At 49.7% G+C, this 12,616-nt stretch carries 12 protein-coding genes, 1 other RNA gene and 2 pseudogenes; all 15 read right to left on the bottom strand.

Annotation, left to right across the window (positions count from 1 at the left end):
• Position 1: 1 nt before the first annotated feature.
• Positions 2-418, bottom strand: a pseudogene (locus DBY86_RS06025) (DUF2513 domain-containing protein); the annotation flags it as partial.
• Between the two features lie 161 nt (positions 419-579).
• Positions 580-765 (bottom strand): hypothetical protein, encoded by a 186-nt coding sequence (locus DBY86_RS06020; RefSeq protein WP_234403402.1) that lies wholly within the window; start codon positions 763-765, stop codon positions 580-582.
• 447 nt (positions 766-1,212) lie between these two features.
• Positions 1,213-1,575: a transfer-messenger RNA gene (gene ssrA / locus DBY86_RS06015) on the bottom strand.
• A 62-nt stretch (positions 1,576-1,637) separates the two neighbouring features.
• The gene (locus tag DBY86_RS06010) at positions 1,638-2,243 is read right to left on the bottom strand and encodes a Smr/MutS family protein (RefSeq protein ID WP_107819287.1); all 606 of its coding nucleotides are present in this window, start codon (positions 2,241-2,243) and stop codon (positions 1,638-1,640) included.
• Positions 2,244-2,286: 43 nt separating this feature from the next.
• Positions 2,287-2,694 carry a hypothetical protein gene (locus tag DBY86_RS13670; protein WP_234403401.1) on the bottom strand — a complete coding sequence of 136 codons (408 nt, stop codon included), beginning with the start codon at positions 2,692-2,694 and terminating at the stop codon, positions 2,287-2,289.
• 128 nt (positions 2,695-2,822) lie between these two features.
• Positions 2,823-3,877, bottom strand: a pseudogene (locus DBY86_RS05995) (sulfate ABC transporter substrate-binding protein).
• Positions 3,878-3,981: 104 nt separating this feature from the next.
• Positions 3,982-4,464: a GNAT family N-acetyltransferase gene (locus tag DBY86_RS05990; RefSeq protein WP_107819286.1), complete on the bottom strand. Its 483-nt coding sequence runs from the start codon at positions 4,462-4,464 to the stop codon at positions 3,982-3,984.
• Positions 4,465-4,510: 46 nt separating this feature from the next.
• Complete coding sequence (locus DBY86_RS05985) at positions 4,511-5,647, bottom strand: 5-(carboxyamino)imidazole ribonucleotide synthase (protein ID WP_107819285.1); 1,137 nt, start codon at positions 5,645-5,647, stop codon at positions 4,511-4,513.
• Positions 5,644-6,189, bottom strand: a complete 546-nt coding sequence (locus DBY86_RS05980) for a DUF1643 domain-containing protein (protein ID WP_107819284.1) — start codon at positions 6,187-6,189, stop codon at positions 5,644-5,646. The genes DBY86_RS05985 and DBY86_RS05980 overlap by 4 nt, the downstream gene beginning before the upstream one ends.
• A complete protein-coding gene (trpE, locus tag DBY86_RS05975; protein ID WP_107819283.1) occupies positions 6,186-7,661 on the bottom strand; it encodes an anthranilate synthase component I in 1,476 nt (491 codons plus the stop codon). The genes DBY86_RS05980 and trpE overlap by 4 nt, the downstream gene beginning before the upstream one ends.
• 110 nt (positions 7,662-7,771) lie before the next feature.
• Positions 7,772-8,137: a hypothetical protein gene (locus tag DBY86_RS05970; protein ID WP_107819282.1), complete on the bottom strand. Its 366-nt coding sequence runs from the start codon at positions 8,135-8,137 to the stop codon at positions 7,772-7,774.
• Between the two features lie 23 nt (positions 8,138-8,160).
• The gene (locus DBY86_RS05965; protein WP_107819281.1) at positions 8,161-10,071 is read right to left on the bottom strand and encodes an ATP-binding cassette domain-containing protein; all 1,911 of its coding nucleotides are present in this window, start codon (positions 10,069-10,071) and stop codon (positions 8,161-8,163) included.
• An 18-nt stretch (positions 10,072-10,089) separates the two neighbouring features.
• Entirely contained in the window at positions 10,090-10,734 is a 645-nt protein-coding gene (locus DBY86_RS05960; protein WP_107819280.1) for a DedA family protein, read from the bottom strand.
• Positions 10,735-10,897: 163 nt separating this feature from the next.
• Entirely contained in the window at positions 10,898-11,689 is a 792-nt protein-coding gene (locus tag DBY86_RS05955; RefSeq protein WP_107819279.1) for an outer membrane beta-barrel protein, read from the bottom strand.
• Positions 11,690-11,773: 84 nt separating this feature from the next.
• Positions 11,774-12,496 carry a hypothetical protein gene (locus tag DBY86_RS05950; RefSeq protein WP_234403400.1) on the bottom strand — a complete coding sequence of 241 codons (723 nt, stop codon included), beginning with the start codon at positions 12,494-12,496 and terminating at the stop codon, positions 11,774-11,776.
• Positions 12,497-12,616: the final 120 nt, after the last annotated feature.

The raw sequence follows: 12,616 nt of genomic DNA, 5'->3' as shown, positions 1-12,616 counted from the left end.
GTTATTCGGCTTTGAATTTTGGGTCGGCTTCCGACAGCCGTAGGGAGGCATTGCCATGCCGCCGTTCAAACCCTTGCATTCGCACCTCCAACAGTTTCAGCGCGGCGGCTTTGGTGGCTTTAAACGACAAATCCACCGCCTTTTCCTTCAACAGGCTGCGTATGCGACACAAAACCGTATCGCTGCGGATGGAAGCGAGAAACTCATGCCCCGCCCACGTCAGGCAGATGCCGTAACAGGCAAACCCATTGCCCGGCTGTTCGCGGTTGCATTTGCCCGCAATCAGTTCGTCCTGTATCAAGAGCCACAGATGATATGCGGCTGCTTCCTTTGTCCAACCTTCGATACAGGTGGAAACGAGCCAGCGGTCGGGGTTGGGTTCATTTTCCAATTTGGTCAGGATATGGCGTATCAAATTCCAGTCGCGTTTCGCTTTTTATCCTTGAAGATGTTTTAAAGGCTGTCTGAAACGGTTTCAGACGGCCTTTTGGTTATGCGGATTTTAATCCCGGGGCTGCTTCCGGAGCGGTTTTCAAATCGGACTTGTACGGTTTGACCCACTCGGACTTTTCAGCCGCCTCAAGTATCCATTCGCACACACGGACAAATCCGCAATCGAAAATACGCTGCCCACAACTCGCTCTGCATCTGCTCGGCTGCCTCCCTGTCAATTCCAGCCGACAGATAGTCGAACAATTCGGACGGGGCGGTTTTCCTACTTAAAAATACTTTTATTTCTCGGCTGACATACAGTTCAGACGGCATGACCTACTCCGATATTTTTATCAATAAGCAGACTTTATCCCGCTGTTCTTGCGGCAATGATAACACATACCGCAACAATGTCTTTGCAGTATTATCCCACCACCCGGTTGATTTTATACCGGTATATATAGGCGCAATTCATACGGGCGGGCGCATACATGGGGGAACTGCAACAGGGCGCGTGTTTGCGGATAGCTTGTGTAAGCACAAAAGTGTGTAACAGTCTGATGATTGGCTGGAAGCTTGCAGCTTTTTGCATTGCCGATTTGTCGGCAGTAATGTTGGCTTTGGCATTTTCTTCTGTTTTAAGGTAACTTGTGGCAAGCTTCCCCCATAAATGATGAGAATTCAGGTATAGCCCGTCGTATCCAAGGCAACAAAAAAGCCCTGAAACTGTTATATTTCAAGGCTCTATGCATACTTCAGGATACTGCTGAAAATAGGGTATGGTGGAGGCGGGGGGAATCGAACCCCCGTCCGAAAGTCCTCTACAAAGCGTTCTACATACTTAGTTGTGTCTATTTGAAAATCTTATTTCCATCATGCCGACCAACAGGCCTTTTAGAAACCAGTTACCTTAAGTCTTATTTCCTGCCAAGTAACCTGGCAGGAAACCAGTCAATGTAAGATGACGTTGCGGTGGCTTTCGCCACACAGTCCATTGACCGACTGCTGCAACGGCTAGCCTTAAGCGGCTAAAGCGTAAGTTTCGTCGTTTGCGACTATTTGAATTCAGTGTTTTACGGGAATCTGAGACCCCGGTATGCCCGCATCTGCTTCGCAACCCCCGTCGAAACCAAGGTCGCCCCCAGAAATGGTTTGTGGATTATACGGATATTGTGCGGTGCTGCCAAGTCTGTCGGAGAAATTTGTCAGTCTTGCTGCCTTAATTTGCGTTTGAGCAGGATGCGGACGCAGCCGTCGTTGCCTTCCCGGGGTTCGACGTAGGCGAGTACGTCGGGGTGCTGCATCAGCCAGTTGCGGGCCATGTTTTTGAGTACGGGTGTGTAGCCTTTGGAACCCAATCCGCTGCCGTGGATAATTTCTCCGCATACACCGCGTTTTTGGGTGAACTCGATGAATTCGTTGAGGACTTTTTGGGCTTCTTCTTGGTTGTAGCCGTGTAGGTCGACATCGGTAACGACGGGATAGTATCCGTTCTTCAGGCGTTGGATGTCGTTTTTTCCCTGTCCGTTTTTGCTGAAGCTGGCAGGCGGGTCGTTGTATGTGCTGCCGATGTAGAAGTAGTTTTCTTCGTAGGCGCGGTTGTCTTTGGGACGGACTTTGATGGGGGTTTTGTCGGGCGGCGCATAATATTGTTGCCGGTTTTTTAATGGGGAGACTTGTCCGATTGCTTGTGAAAAATCCAAATCCTGTTCTTGTTTTTGCTTGTTTTTTTCGGCTGCCTGTTTTTCTGCCGCTTCTTTTTTGGACTGTTTGCCCAGTTGTTTGAGGATGTTTTGGAAGTCGGTATTCATGTTTTTTCCTGTTATTTGTCCGATGGCTGTTTCGGGCGGGGTTTTAATTTGTCGGAATGTTTGCCAAGCGGGAGCGGATGATTTTGTTGCCGGCGTATGTTTTTTGAAAGTGTGATTGTATATCAAAAAGAAATGCGGCAACCGTCGGCAGTGTTGATTGCCGGAAATGCGGGTCGAACCGATATGCCCGAACGCCTGATAAAGTTTTAAAAACCTGCCTTGCGAAGCAGGTTAATGGTTTTGCCAATCTTGAATTGCCGGAAACGCGAAACATGGAAATCTGATGTTTTATAAATGTTCCGATACGAACCGCAAAATATTGGTTTTGTTTCTGACAGGCAAAAGCACTGTTTATTTGGCTGTCAAAAGGGATGGTTAAGGAAAGTAATGCGCCCCTTTGATGAAGCGCGCCCTGGATAAGGATGGTTGCGCTGACGGCTTCAGACGGCATTTTGGCGGAGGCGGTGTTGGGTTTTGTATCCGGTTTGCCGTTGTGTCTTGCGATGATGATTTTGGGTGCGGTTTTTCTGCTTTGATGTGTGAAATGCCGTCTGAAAGGCAGTTCAGACGGCATAGTGGTCATTTTTGTGCGGTCAGGCGGTCGAATATGCCGCCGTCGGCGAAGTAGGTTTTCATGATGTTGTCCCAGCCGCCGAATTTTTCTTCGGGAGAGAAGGTGTCCAAGTTCGGGAAGTCGGCTTTGTGCCGTGCCAATACTTCGGCGTTACGCGGGCGCAGATAGAGCGATGCGGCGAGTTCTTGCGCCGGTTCGCTCCAAAGGTATTCGAGATAGGATCGGGCGACTTTTTGCGTGCCTTTTTTCGCGACGACGCTGTTGACGACGGCAACGGGGCTTTCGGCGGAAATGGTGTAGCTCGGATAGACGATTTCAAACTGTCCTTGGGTCAGTTTTTTACTGACGTAGTTGGCTTCGTTTTCAAAAGTGATGAGTACGTCGCCGATGTTGCGTTGTGTAAAAGTGGTGGTGGCGGCGCGTCCGCCGTTTTCAAAAACGGGGGTGTTTTTGAGGATGGATGCGACGAGTTTTTGGGCTTCCTGTTCGTTGCCGCTGTTGGCTTTCAGACCGTAATCGTATGCGCCGAGGAAGGCGTAGCGTCCGTTGCCCGAGGTTTTGGGGTTGGCGATGACGATGTTAACGCCGTCTTTGGCAAGGTCGTTCCAATCGCGGATTTGTTTGGGGTTGCTTTTTCGGACAAGGAAAACCATAGTGCTGGTATAGGGCGCGGCGTGGTCGGGGAGGGCTTGTTGCCAGCCTTTTTCTACCAGTCTTTTTTTTCGAGCAGGTTGATGTCGGAGGATTGGTTCATGGTGACGACATCGGCTTGAAGGCCGTTGGCTACGGATAATGCCTGTTTGCTGGAACCCCCGTGGGACTGTTGGATGCTGACGGATGTGCCGGGGTGTTCGGATTGGTATGCTTTGATAAATAAAGGGTTGTATTCTTTGTAAAAATCCCGTGCCACATCGTATGAGGCGTTGAGCAGGGTAATGTTTTTTCCGTCGGATTCGGTATTGGCCGGGGCATTTTGTCCGGACGGATGGTTTGAATCGGCTGCGGGGCTGCAGGCGGTGAGCAGGGCTGCGGTATAGAGTGCCGGTGCGTAGGTTTTCATATGTTGTCCTGTCGGTTGGTAGATGGGGCAACTTTATACGGCTGTCTGCGCTTGTGGAAATAATGTTTGATTTGAAGATTATCAGTTTTGGTTATAAGGACGGGTCAGAGGTGTTTGCGCATCAGTTCGCATTTGATTTTGATGCAGGGGTCAAGCTGCAATACTGCCGAACCGAGCGATTCGTAGCGGTTGAGGAAGTAAAACGGGACGGAGTTGAGCGATGCGTAGAGTTTCAGAAAGCTCAAACCGGATTTGTGGGCGATGGTTTCCGCCTGACGGAGCAGGGCAGTGCCCAGTCCGAGGTTGTGGAACAGGGGGTGGACGTAAAGCGCATCGAGTTGTGCTTCTTGGCAGTCGATTTGGAAAAATCCCTGTATGTTGCCTTTGTATTCGGCAACCCAAAGTGCTTTATCGGGATCTGAAATGGTCGGCAGGTAGCTTTCTGTGTTTAACAGGCCTTCCCATACTTTTAGGGCGTGTTCGTTGTAGCTGAGGATGCAGGTGTATTGGACGGAGTGCAGGTGGACTTTGAAGATGTCTTTGCAGTCTTGCACGGTGGCGGGGCGTAACAGTGTCAGCAGGCTCATGGCGGTATGTCGGCGGCTTCAGACGGCATCTGTGCCGTTGGTCGGATTATAGGGACTGATGCAGTTTTTTTGCTTCTTGAAATGCGGTGTCCGAATCGGTGGTTAAAACGGTGAAATGCCCCATTTTCCGCCCTTTCCGTGCGGCTTTTTTGCCGTATAGGTGCAGGTGTGCGTCCGGCCGGCTTTGCAAGGGCAGCCAATCCGGTTCGCCGCCGTCTTCCTGCCAAACGTCGCCCAAAATATTCGCCATACAGCAAGGCGATAATAATTTGGTGTCGGCAGGCGGCAGGTTGCACATAATGCGGACCTGTTGCTGGAATTGGTCTGCCGCGCAGGCGTCGATGGTATGGTGGCCGGAGTTGTGCGGACGCGGCGCGATTTCGTTGACGACCAATTCATGTGTATCGCCGACAACAAACATTTCTACTGCCAATACGCCGACGTAGTTCAATTCATCGGCCAAACGCTGCGCCATCTGCCGCGCCTGTTGCTGCACGTCGGCACTCAGTCGCGCAGGGACGATGGAATAAGCCAAGATGCCGTTTTCGTGGATGTTTTCGGCGGGGTCAAAGGTTTGCACGTTGTCATTGTTCAGACGGCATACGATAACGGAAATTTCGCCGCGTAAATCCACCATTTTTTCCAAAACACAATCCACGCCGCCGTGTTCGGCAAATGCGGCTTTGAGTTCATCCAATGTTTTTACACGGATTTGACCTTTGCCGTCGTAGCCCAACGTAGCCGTTTTCAGGATGCCGGGCAAAAATTGCGCGCTTGCTTCGCTGATGTCGTCTGAATGGCAAACCACTTGATACGGTGCGGTTTGCAATCCCGCTTTTCGTATCCACGCCTTTTCCTGAATGCGGTTTTGCGCGATGGCAACGCAGTCGCCGCTGGGGGAAACATTGGTGTGTTTGGCGAGAAAACGCATCGCATCGGCATTGACGTTTTCAAATTCAGTAGTAACCGCCACGCATTTTGCCAACTCGTCTAAAGCGGCTTGGTCGTCAAACGGCGCGCATAAATGGCGGTCGGCAAATTCCGCTGCCGGCGCATTCGGGTCAGGATCGAGTACGGTTACTTTGTAGCCCATGGTTTTGGCAGCAACAGTAAACATTCTGCCTAATTGTCCGCCGCCGAGGATGCCGAGCATTGCGGGCGGAGAAAGAGATATGTTTTTCATGCTGATTCTTCAAATTGTACAAGTTGATATCTATAACTAATTCTTGACGGATGTCTTGTATCGCTGGAATTACCAGTTTCAGAAATACAGAATACTTTTTCCATAAATTTTTCTGTTTTTAGAAATTCCAGTATTCTGTTTTTTTCATCCTTATAAGCACCGCGGTCTGTACCCCATGCAAGAATAATCATATCAGCATCTTCCAAACATCCTTTAAATTTGGAAAAATCGGTTTGGGTGTTTGCCCTAATTCCTGTTTGCTGTGTAGAGTAACTGGAAAAAATATTTAACATTTTGAAGTTGGTAAAACCGTACATATCCAAGAAACGTGCAAGTTGGGTAAGGGTTTTGTCGCTTCTTTCATCATTTGCTTTACTTGGATTAATTCCTATAGCAACAGCTGAGAAATTTTTAGGATTTTCTGTGTTGCCGCTCCATCTAACCGTTAGGATTTCTCGATTTTTTTCATTATCTGTATAGAGACCATCTTTGGTAGTCGGTCTGAGTGTTTGGCGAAGCTCATAAAGTTTTTCATAAGTCATTTATCCAACCCCTCCTGCATCATCTGTGCGGCGCGTATAACGGCTCGGGCTTTGTTTTGTGTTTCCTGCCATTCTGATTCAGGATTGGAGTCGGCAACCACGCCTGCGCCGCTTTGGACATATAGCGTGTTGTTTTTCACCACGGCTGTACGGATGGCGATTGCCAAATCCATATCGTTGTTGAAGCCCCATACGCCGACCGCACCGCCGTAGATGCCGCGTTTGCTCGGTTCGACTTCTTCGATGATTTCCATGGCGCGGACTTTGGGCGCGCCGGAGAGTGTGCCTGCGGGGAAGGTGGCGGCGAGGATGTTCATATTGGTAACGCCCTCTTTCAGACGGCCTTCGACGTTGGAGACGATGTGCATCACGTGGGAGTATTTTTCAATCACCATTTTGTCGGTGACTTTGACTTCGCCCGTTTTGCTGATGCGTCCGACGTCGTTGCGTCCTAAGTCAATCAACATGACGTGTTCGGCGATTTCTTTGGCATCGCTTAACAAATCTTGTTCGTTGGCAAGGTCTTCGGCGGGGGTTTTGCCGCGCAGGCGTGTACCGGCGATGGGGCGGACGATGACATCGTCGCGTTCGCGGCGGACGAGGATTTCGGGCGAGGAACCGACGATGTGGAAATCGCCGAAATCGTAGTAGAAGAGATAAGGCGAAGGGTTGAGCGTGCGCAGGGCGCGGTAGAGGGCGAGCGGACTGTCGGTAAATTCCATGCTCATGCGCTGGCTGGGGACGACCTGCATGCAGTCGCCTGCGAAGATGTAACCTTTGATTTTATCGACGCAGGCTTTGAACGCCTCTTCTCCGAACCCGCTGACGGCTTCGGTTTTCCTGCTGCCGAGCGAGAGTGGGATGGCGCAGCTTTGGCGCAACTGGGTGCGGATGTCTTCGAGGCGTTCGCGGGCGCGTTCGTAGCCGTCGGGCTGCGAGGGATCTGCGTAAACGATGAGATGGATTTTTCCGCTCAAATTGTCGATCACCGCCAACTCTTGCGACAGCATCAGGAGGATGTCGGGCGTGCCGAGCGGGTCGGCTTTGGCGGTGTTTTTCAGGCGGTGGGCGAAGTGTTCGAAATTGTAGATGGTTTCGTAACCGAAGTAGCCGACCAATCCGCCGGTAAAGCGAGGCAGGCTTGGGATTTCAGACGTTTTGAAGCGGTTGTGGAAGGCTTCGATAAAGGGCAGGGGGTTGCCGTCGTGTTGCTCGACAATTTCGCCGTTTTGATACACATCGACGTGTTTGCCGCTGACTTTGAGATAGTGGCTGCAAGGCAGTCCGATAAAGGAATAGCGGCCGAAACGTTCGCCGCCGACAACAGATTCGAGCAGGTAGGTATAGGGGCGGTTGGCGAGTTTGAGATAGAGGGAAAGCGGCGTATCCAAGTCGGCAAGGAGTTCTTGAACGAGCGGGATGCGGTTGTAGCCTTGGGCGGCTTGGGCTTGGTATTCTTGTTTGCTGATCATTTCTGCTTTCCCAAAAGACGGTTTCAGACGGCATGATAAGGGGTGCGAGTATAGCATTTTATCGGAATTGTTGACAGTCTGACCGGAGATGCCGTCTGAAAAAGACGGGCTTACGGCTTTGTTTTACGCTGCCGGTATTGTTTCCATTTAAACAGATAACCTGCGGTTACGGGAATCAGGGCTAGGATGGTTTTGAACGTCCATGATGCATACCAAGGTAAAGAACCGGGTGCGACCGATTGATTCAGATACGGCCACCAACAGGCAGTCAGGCAGCCAAGCAGCAGCGGCCAGATATGCCGACTGAGGTTTTTTTGCCAAAGGAGGAATGATGCGGCAGACCAAAGCAGGGTAAGGGCAGTGATTTTTAACACGGTATAAGTATCCGCTCCAAACAGGGCGGCGAGAAAATACGTACCGGCAATCCAGAGGACGGCAAGTATCAGGACGATGATTTCTTCAGGTCGTTTGAACATTTTTTCTCCTTCGGTTTTAGGCTTCAGACGGTATTGCCGTTCTGTTTGGTTTCCAGCAGCTCCCAGCGTTCCAGCTTTTCCAAAAGCAGCATTTCGATTTCTTCGGCGCGGTTTTGCAATGCACCTGCTTTTTCGTAATCTTTAAAAATTTCAGGATCGGAAAGCTGGGTATTGATTTCAGCCTGCTCAGTTTCCAAAGCTGCGATTTCATCAGGCAGGGCATCGAGTTCGCGCTGTTCTTTGTAGGAAAGTTTGACCGTGCGGTTGGCTTTGGGTTTTTCTTTGGCGGGTTCGGCATCGGATGCTTTGGGTGCGGATGCCGTCTGAATCTTCTCTTCGCGTAATTTTGCGTCGATGTAGTCCTGATAGCCGCCGATGTATTCTTTTAACCTTCCGTTTCCTTCAAATACAATGCTTTGGGTAATTACATTGTCGAGGAACGTACGGTCATGCGAAACAAGAAATACCGTGCCTTGGTAATCACGCAGCAAGTCTTCAAGCAGCTCTTGGGTGTCGATATCCAAGTCGTTGGTCGGTTCGTCCAAGACCAAAATATTAGCAGGACGGGTAAAAAGTTTTGCCAGCAAAAGGCGGTTGCGTTCGCCGCCGGAGAGCGATGAGACGGGGCTTTGCGCGCGGGCTGGATGGAACAGGAAATCTTCCAAATAGCTCATGACGTGTTTTTTCTTGCCGCCGATTTCGACGTAATCATTGCCCTGTCCGAGTGTGTAAAACACGGTGTCGTTTTCGTTCAACGCGCTGCGGAACTGGTCGAAATAGGCAACCTCCTGCTTACTGCCGATACGGATTCTGCCGTAGGTCGGCTGCAATTCGCCCAAAATCAGCTTGAGGAAGGTGGTTTTGCCGATGCCGTTTGGACCGATTAAGCCGATTTTGTCGCCGCGCTGCAAAATCGCGGAGAATTTATCCATGATAACTTTGTCGCCATAGGCAAACGAAGCATGTTCCAGCTCGGCGATGATTTTGCCGCTTTTTTCGCCGCTGTCGAGCTTGAAGTTGACCTGCCCCTGCACGTTGCGGCGTTCGGCGCGTTGGCGGCGCAGCTCTTCCAAACGGCGCACGCGGCCTTCGTTGCGGGTACGGCGCGCTTCGATGCCTTTGCGTATCCATGCTTCTTCCTGAGCATGGAATTTGTCAAACAGGCGGTTATGTTCCGCCTCGACTGCCAACTCTTGCGCTTTTTTCTCGCTGTATTTGGAGAACGAGCCGGGATAGGAACGCAGAATACCGCGATCGAGTTCGACGATGCGCGTGGCGATATTGTCCAAAAAACGGCGGTCGTGGGTAATCACAACCAAGCTGCCTTCAAACGCTTTGAGTAGGTTTTCCAGCCAGATAATCGCGTCGATGTCCAAATGGTTGGTCGGTTCGTCCAGCAGCAATACGTCGGGCTTTTGCACCCAAGCCTGCGCCAAAGCGACGCGCTTTTTCTGTCCGCCGGAAAGGTTGCCGATTTTTTCATTTTCCGGCAAACCGAGTTCGCCCAAAGTCTGCCTTACCGCCGCATCCAGCTTCCAACCGTCCTTCGCTTCGATTTCAAGCTGCAATTCGTTGAGTTCTTTTAATAAAACGTCGTCTGAATTGTGCTCCAAATCATGGCTGACATGATGATAACGGCGCAATAAATCGCGAATTTCGCCCAAACCTTCGGCAACGGTATCAAATACGGTTGCATCCTTATCAAAAAAGGACTCCTGCGGCACATAAACGATTTTGAGGTTGTTTTGAATGATAATCTGCCCATCGTCGAGCTTCTGTACACCGGCGAGGATTTTCAGAAACGAAGACTTACCTGCACCGTTGCGGCCGATTAAGCCGATTTTCTCGCCGCTGTCGAGTTGGAAGGACGTTTTGTCGAGCAAGGCGACATGGCCGACGGCAAAGGAAGCGTTTTCTACGGATAATATATTCATAATGTCAATTCCCAACAGTTACCGTTTGGATTTTGCTACAAGTTTGGCGCGGGCAATTTCGATGATGCCGGGCAGGATGGAAACAATAATGATGCCGCCCATCACCAAGCCCAGATTGTTTTTTACGACGGGGAAGTTGGCAAAGAAATAGCCTGCATAAGAAAACAGGATAACCCACAAGAAGCCGCCGATGATGTTGTAGCGGATAAATTTGGCATAGTGCATTTTCCCCATACCAGCGACGAAGGGGGCAAAGGTGCGGACGATGGGCACAAAACGGGCAATGATGATGGTTTTCCCGCCGTGTTTTTCGTAAAAACGGTGGGTTTTATCGAGATATTCGCGTCGGAAGATTTTAGAATCGGGGTTGGCGAACAGCCTGCCGCCGAAATACTTACCGACGGTAAAATTGAGCGCGTCGCCGAGTATGGCGGCAACAAATAGCAGCATAACCATCAGATGAATATCCATACCGCCCAGAGCGGCAATCCCGCCGGCGGCAAACAGCAGCGAATCGCCGGGGAGGAATGGGGTAACAATCAGGCCGGTTTCGCAGAACACGATAGTAAATAAAATGGCGTAAATCCAAATGCCGTATTGCGCCGACAGCGCAAGCAGGTGTCGGTCGATATGGAGGATGAAGTCGATGGCAGATGCAACCACGGGTTTTCCAAAAGACAATGTCGAGGCGGTATTTTAACCGATTGGAAACAATTTGGAAAAAATGCCGTCTGAAAAATGTTCAGACGGCATTATGGTCTGCTACAACATCAAAAACCGCAAACCAAAAGGCTTGCGGTTTTGTGTTTGGGGCATATCGCCGCGATTAGAATTTCACGCCGACACGAACACCGTATTCGTTGATTTTGGTAGGATCGACTCGGGTGTTCTCGCCGTCCAAAACGAAGTCACCGGATGCTTTGAAGTGGCGGTGTTTGTAGAACGGGCCTGCTTCGATGCCGACGGTATCGGTAATTTGTTTGCCGATATTCGCACCTACGCCCACGCCCCATCCGCGTGTTTTCGCGTTAATGTCGGCAGAGGCACCGGCTGCGGTTGAGTTTTGTTTCAATTTGGCGTTCAGGTCAACCTTAACCTCTGCCCAAGGATTCAGATACCAGCCGCTGCCCAAATCGGAAGTCAGATCGGCGTGCGCTTTGGTATAGAAGGCTTCGCGCTCGACGTTGAGCTCTGTTCCTTTCTCATTAATTCCCATGTCCTTGTATTTTTCATAGCCCAAACCTAAACCGGCACGCAGTTTGGTGGCTTCACTGAGCGGTTGGGTGTAGGTGTAACCGGCATACACATCGGTGCGTTTTTCTTTAACGTCTTTACCGAATGGTTTAGTCGTACTTTCGGTCACATCGTACATGTCTTTCTTGTCTCGGCTGTGGGATACTTCGAAACGCATGCCGTGAATATCGTCAAACGGCATATCGGCACGGAAACCGATGTTTTTTTGTACTTTGTGTTTTTCTTTCAAATCGGCATTTTTCAGCGTTTGTTTGGAAATGTCTGTACGGACGGTATATTCGCCTTTACCCAGAAAGTCGGGCAACTGGGCCATAGCAGTACCAGAGATGGCGGCAATAGTCAGTGCAAGCAGTGCTTTTTTCATTTTTTAGTCCTTTGTTAAGGGTTGGTTGATACTACTCAGAAAAGTAGCAGTTATATTGATAGGGAGTTGTGGAGTGTGATTAGATTAAAATTCGGGAGTACACGCCATGTCTGTTGTAAAGTTTGTAACGCTAAGGGGAAGAAGTGATGATGCGAATGATTTGGCGGATCCTATGAAATTCTCGTGATGCTCAAGCATTTCGTCATAAAAATCTGACGATTCTGAACGACACTCTTGGCGATACATCCTAATGGACACATTGGCTTCCATGCACATGTTTTGAATGGCGTCTCCGATACGACGTAAAGGGACGTTTCGGCTTATTAGTCTTTCTATGTCTCTAACATCTCTCATTGCTCCGTTTGCCCACCGGGCTTCCACATCCGCACACGTATTTACAGGATGAAAACCGTTTTTATATTTTTTGCCCAAGGAGCGTTTAGGGCGTTTAGGAATTACGATAGCCTTTTTAAGGGCAGATAGGGCTTCTGATGTTGATTCATTTAATGACGATGCTGAATTTAGTAAGTCTGCTTCTTTCTTTTTCCTTCTTTCTTTGTAATTTTCTTGTGCTCGTTTTGAGACGCGATTTATGAAAATTTGCTTATCCTGAAGAGACGGGTCAGAATATGATTCTGCCTTTGTTGTGATAAAGGCTTCGCTGACATCTACGAGTCCTTCGGAGAGTCCCTCGACAAAAGAAGTTACTTGAGTCGAAGTACAGGCAGAAAGGGACAGGGAAAGGGTGCAGGCTGCCAGTAGTTTTTTCATTTTTATGGTGCGTTTAGGCTTGTTTTCTGGATACATATCTGTACCTCGTTAGGTAAATTTTTATCAAAATACTATTGTGTTATGTTATTTATTTTTAAAATATCCGACCATCAACTGAAGATACCGGTTACGGTTGTTTGAGTGGTGAAAATTAAC

Source organism: Neisseria bergeri, assembly GCA_003044455.1.
GTDB lineage: Bacteria > Pseudomonadota > Gammaproteobacteria > Burkholderiales > Neisseriaceae > Neisseria > Neisseria bergeri.
Note: the sequence above shows the minus strand (reverse complement) of the source record. Positions and strands in the feature narration are given on the sequence as shown.

Excerpts from the sequence above, each read along its gene's own strand:
- trpE (WP_107819283.1), bottom strand. The coding sequence starts at position 7,661 with ATGATCAGCAAACAAGAATACCAAGCCCAAGCCGCCCAAGGCTACAAC.
- DBY86_RS05985 (WP_107819285.1), bottom strand. The coding sequence starts at position 5,647 with ATGAAAAACATATCTCTTTCTCCGCCCGCAATGCTCGGCATCCTCGGC.
- DBY86_RS05965 (WP_107819281.1), bottom strand. The coding sequence starts at position 10,071 with ATGAATATATTATCCGTAGAAAACGCTTCCTTTGCCGTCGGCCATGTC.
- DBY86_RS05990 (WP_107819286.1), bottom strand. The coding sequence starts at position 4,464 with ATGAGCCTGCTGACACTGTTACGCCCCGCCACCGTGCAAGACTGCAAA.
- DBY86_RS05970 (WP_107819282.1), bottom strand. The coding sequence starts at position 8,137 with ATGTTCAAACGACCTGAAGAAATCATCGTCCTGATACTTGCCGTCCTC.
- DBY86_RS06020 (WP_234403402.1), bottom strand. The coding sequence starts at position 765 with ATGCCGTCTGAACTGTATGTCAGCCGAGAAATAAAAGTATTTTTAAGT.
- DBY86_RS05955 (WP_107819279.1), bottom strand. The coding sequence starts at position 11,689 with ATGAAAAAAGCACTGCTTGCACTGACTATTGCCGCCATCTCTGGTACT.
- DBY86_RS13670 (WP_234403401.1), bottom strand. The coding sequence starts at position 2,694 with ATGCCGTCTGAAGCCGTCAGCGCAACCATCCTTATCCAGGGCGCGCTT.
- DBY86_RS05980 (WP_107819284.1), bottom strand. The coding sequence starts at position 6,189 with ATGACTTATGAAAAACTTTATGAGCTTCGCCAAACACTCAGACCGACT.
- DBY86_RS06010 (WP_107819287.1), bottom strand. The coding sequence starts at position 2,243 with ATGAATACCGACTTCCAAAACATCCTCAAACAACTGGGCAAACAGTCC.
- DBY86_RS05950 (WP_234403400.1), bottom strand. The coding sequence starts at position 12,496 with ATGTATCCAGAAAACAAGCCTAAACGCACCATAAAAATGAAAAAACTA.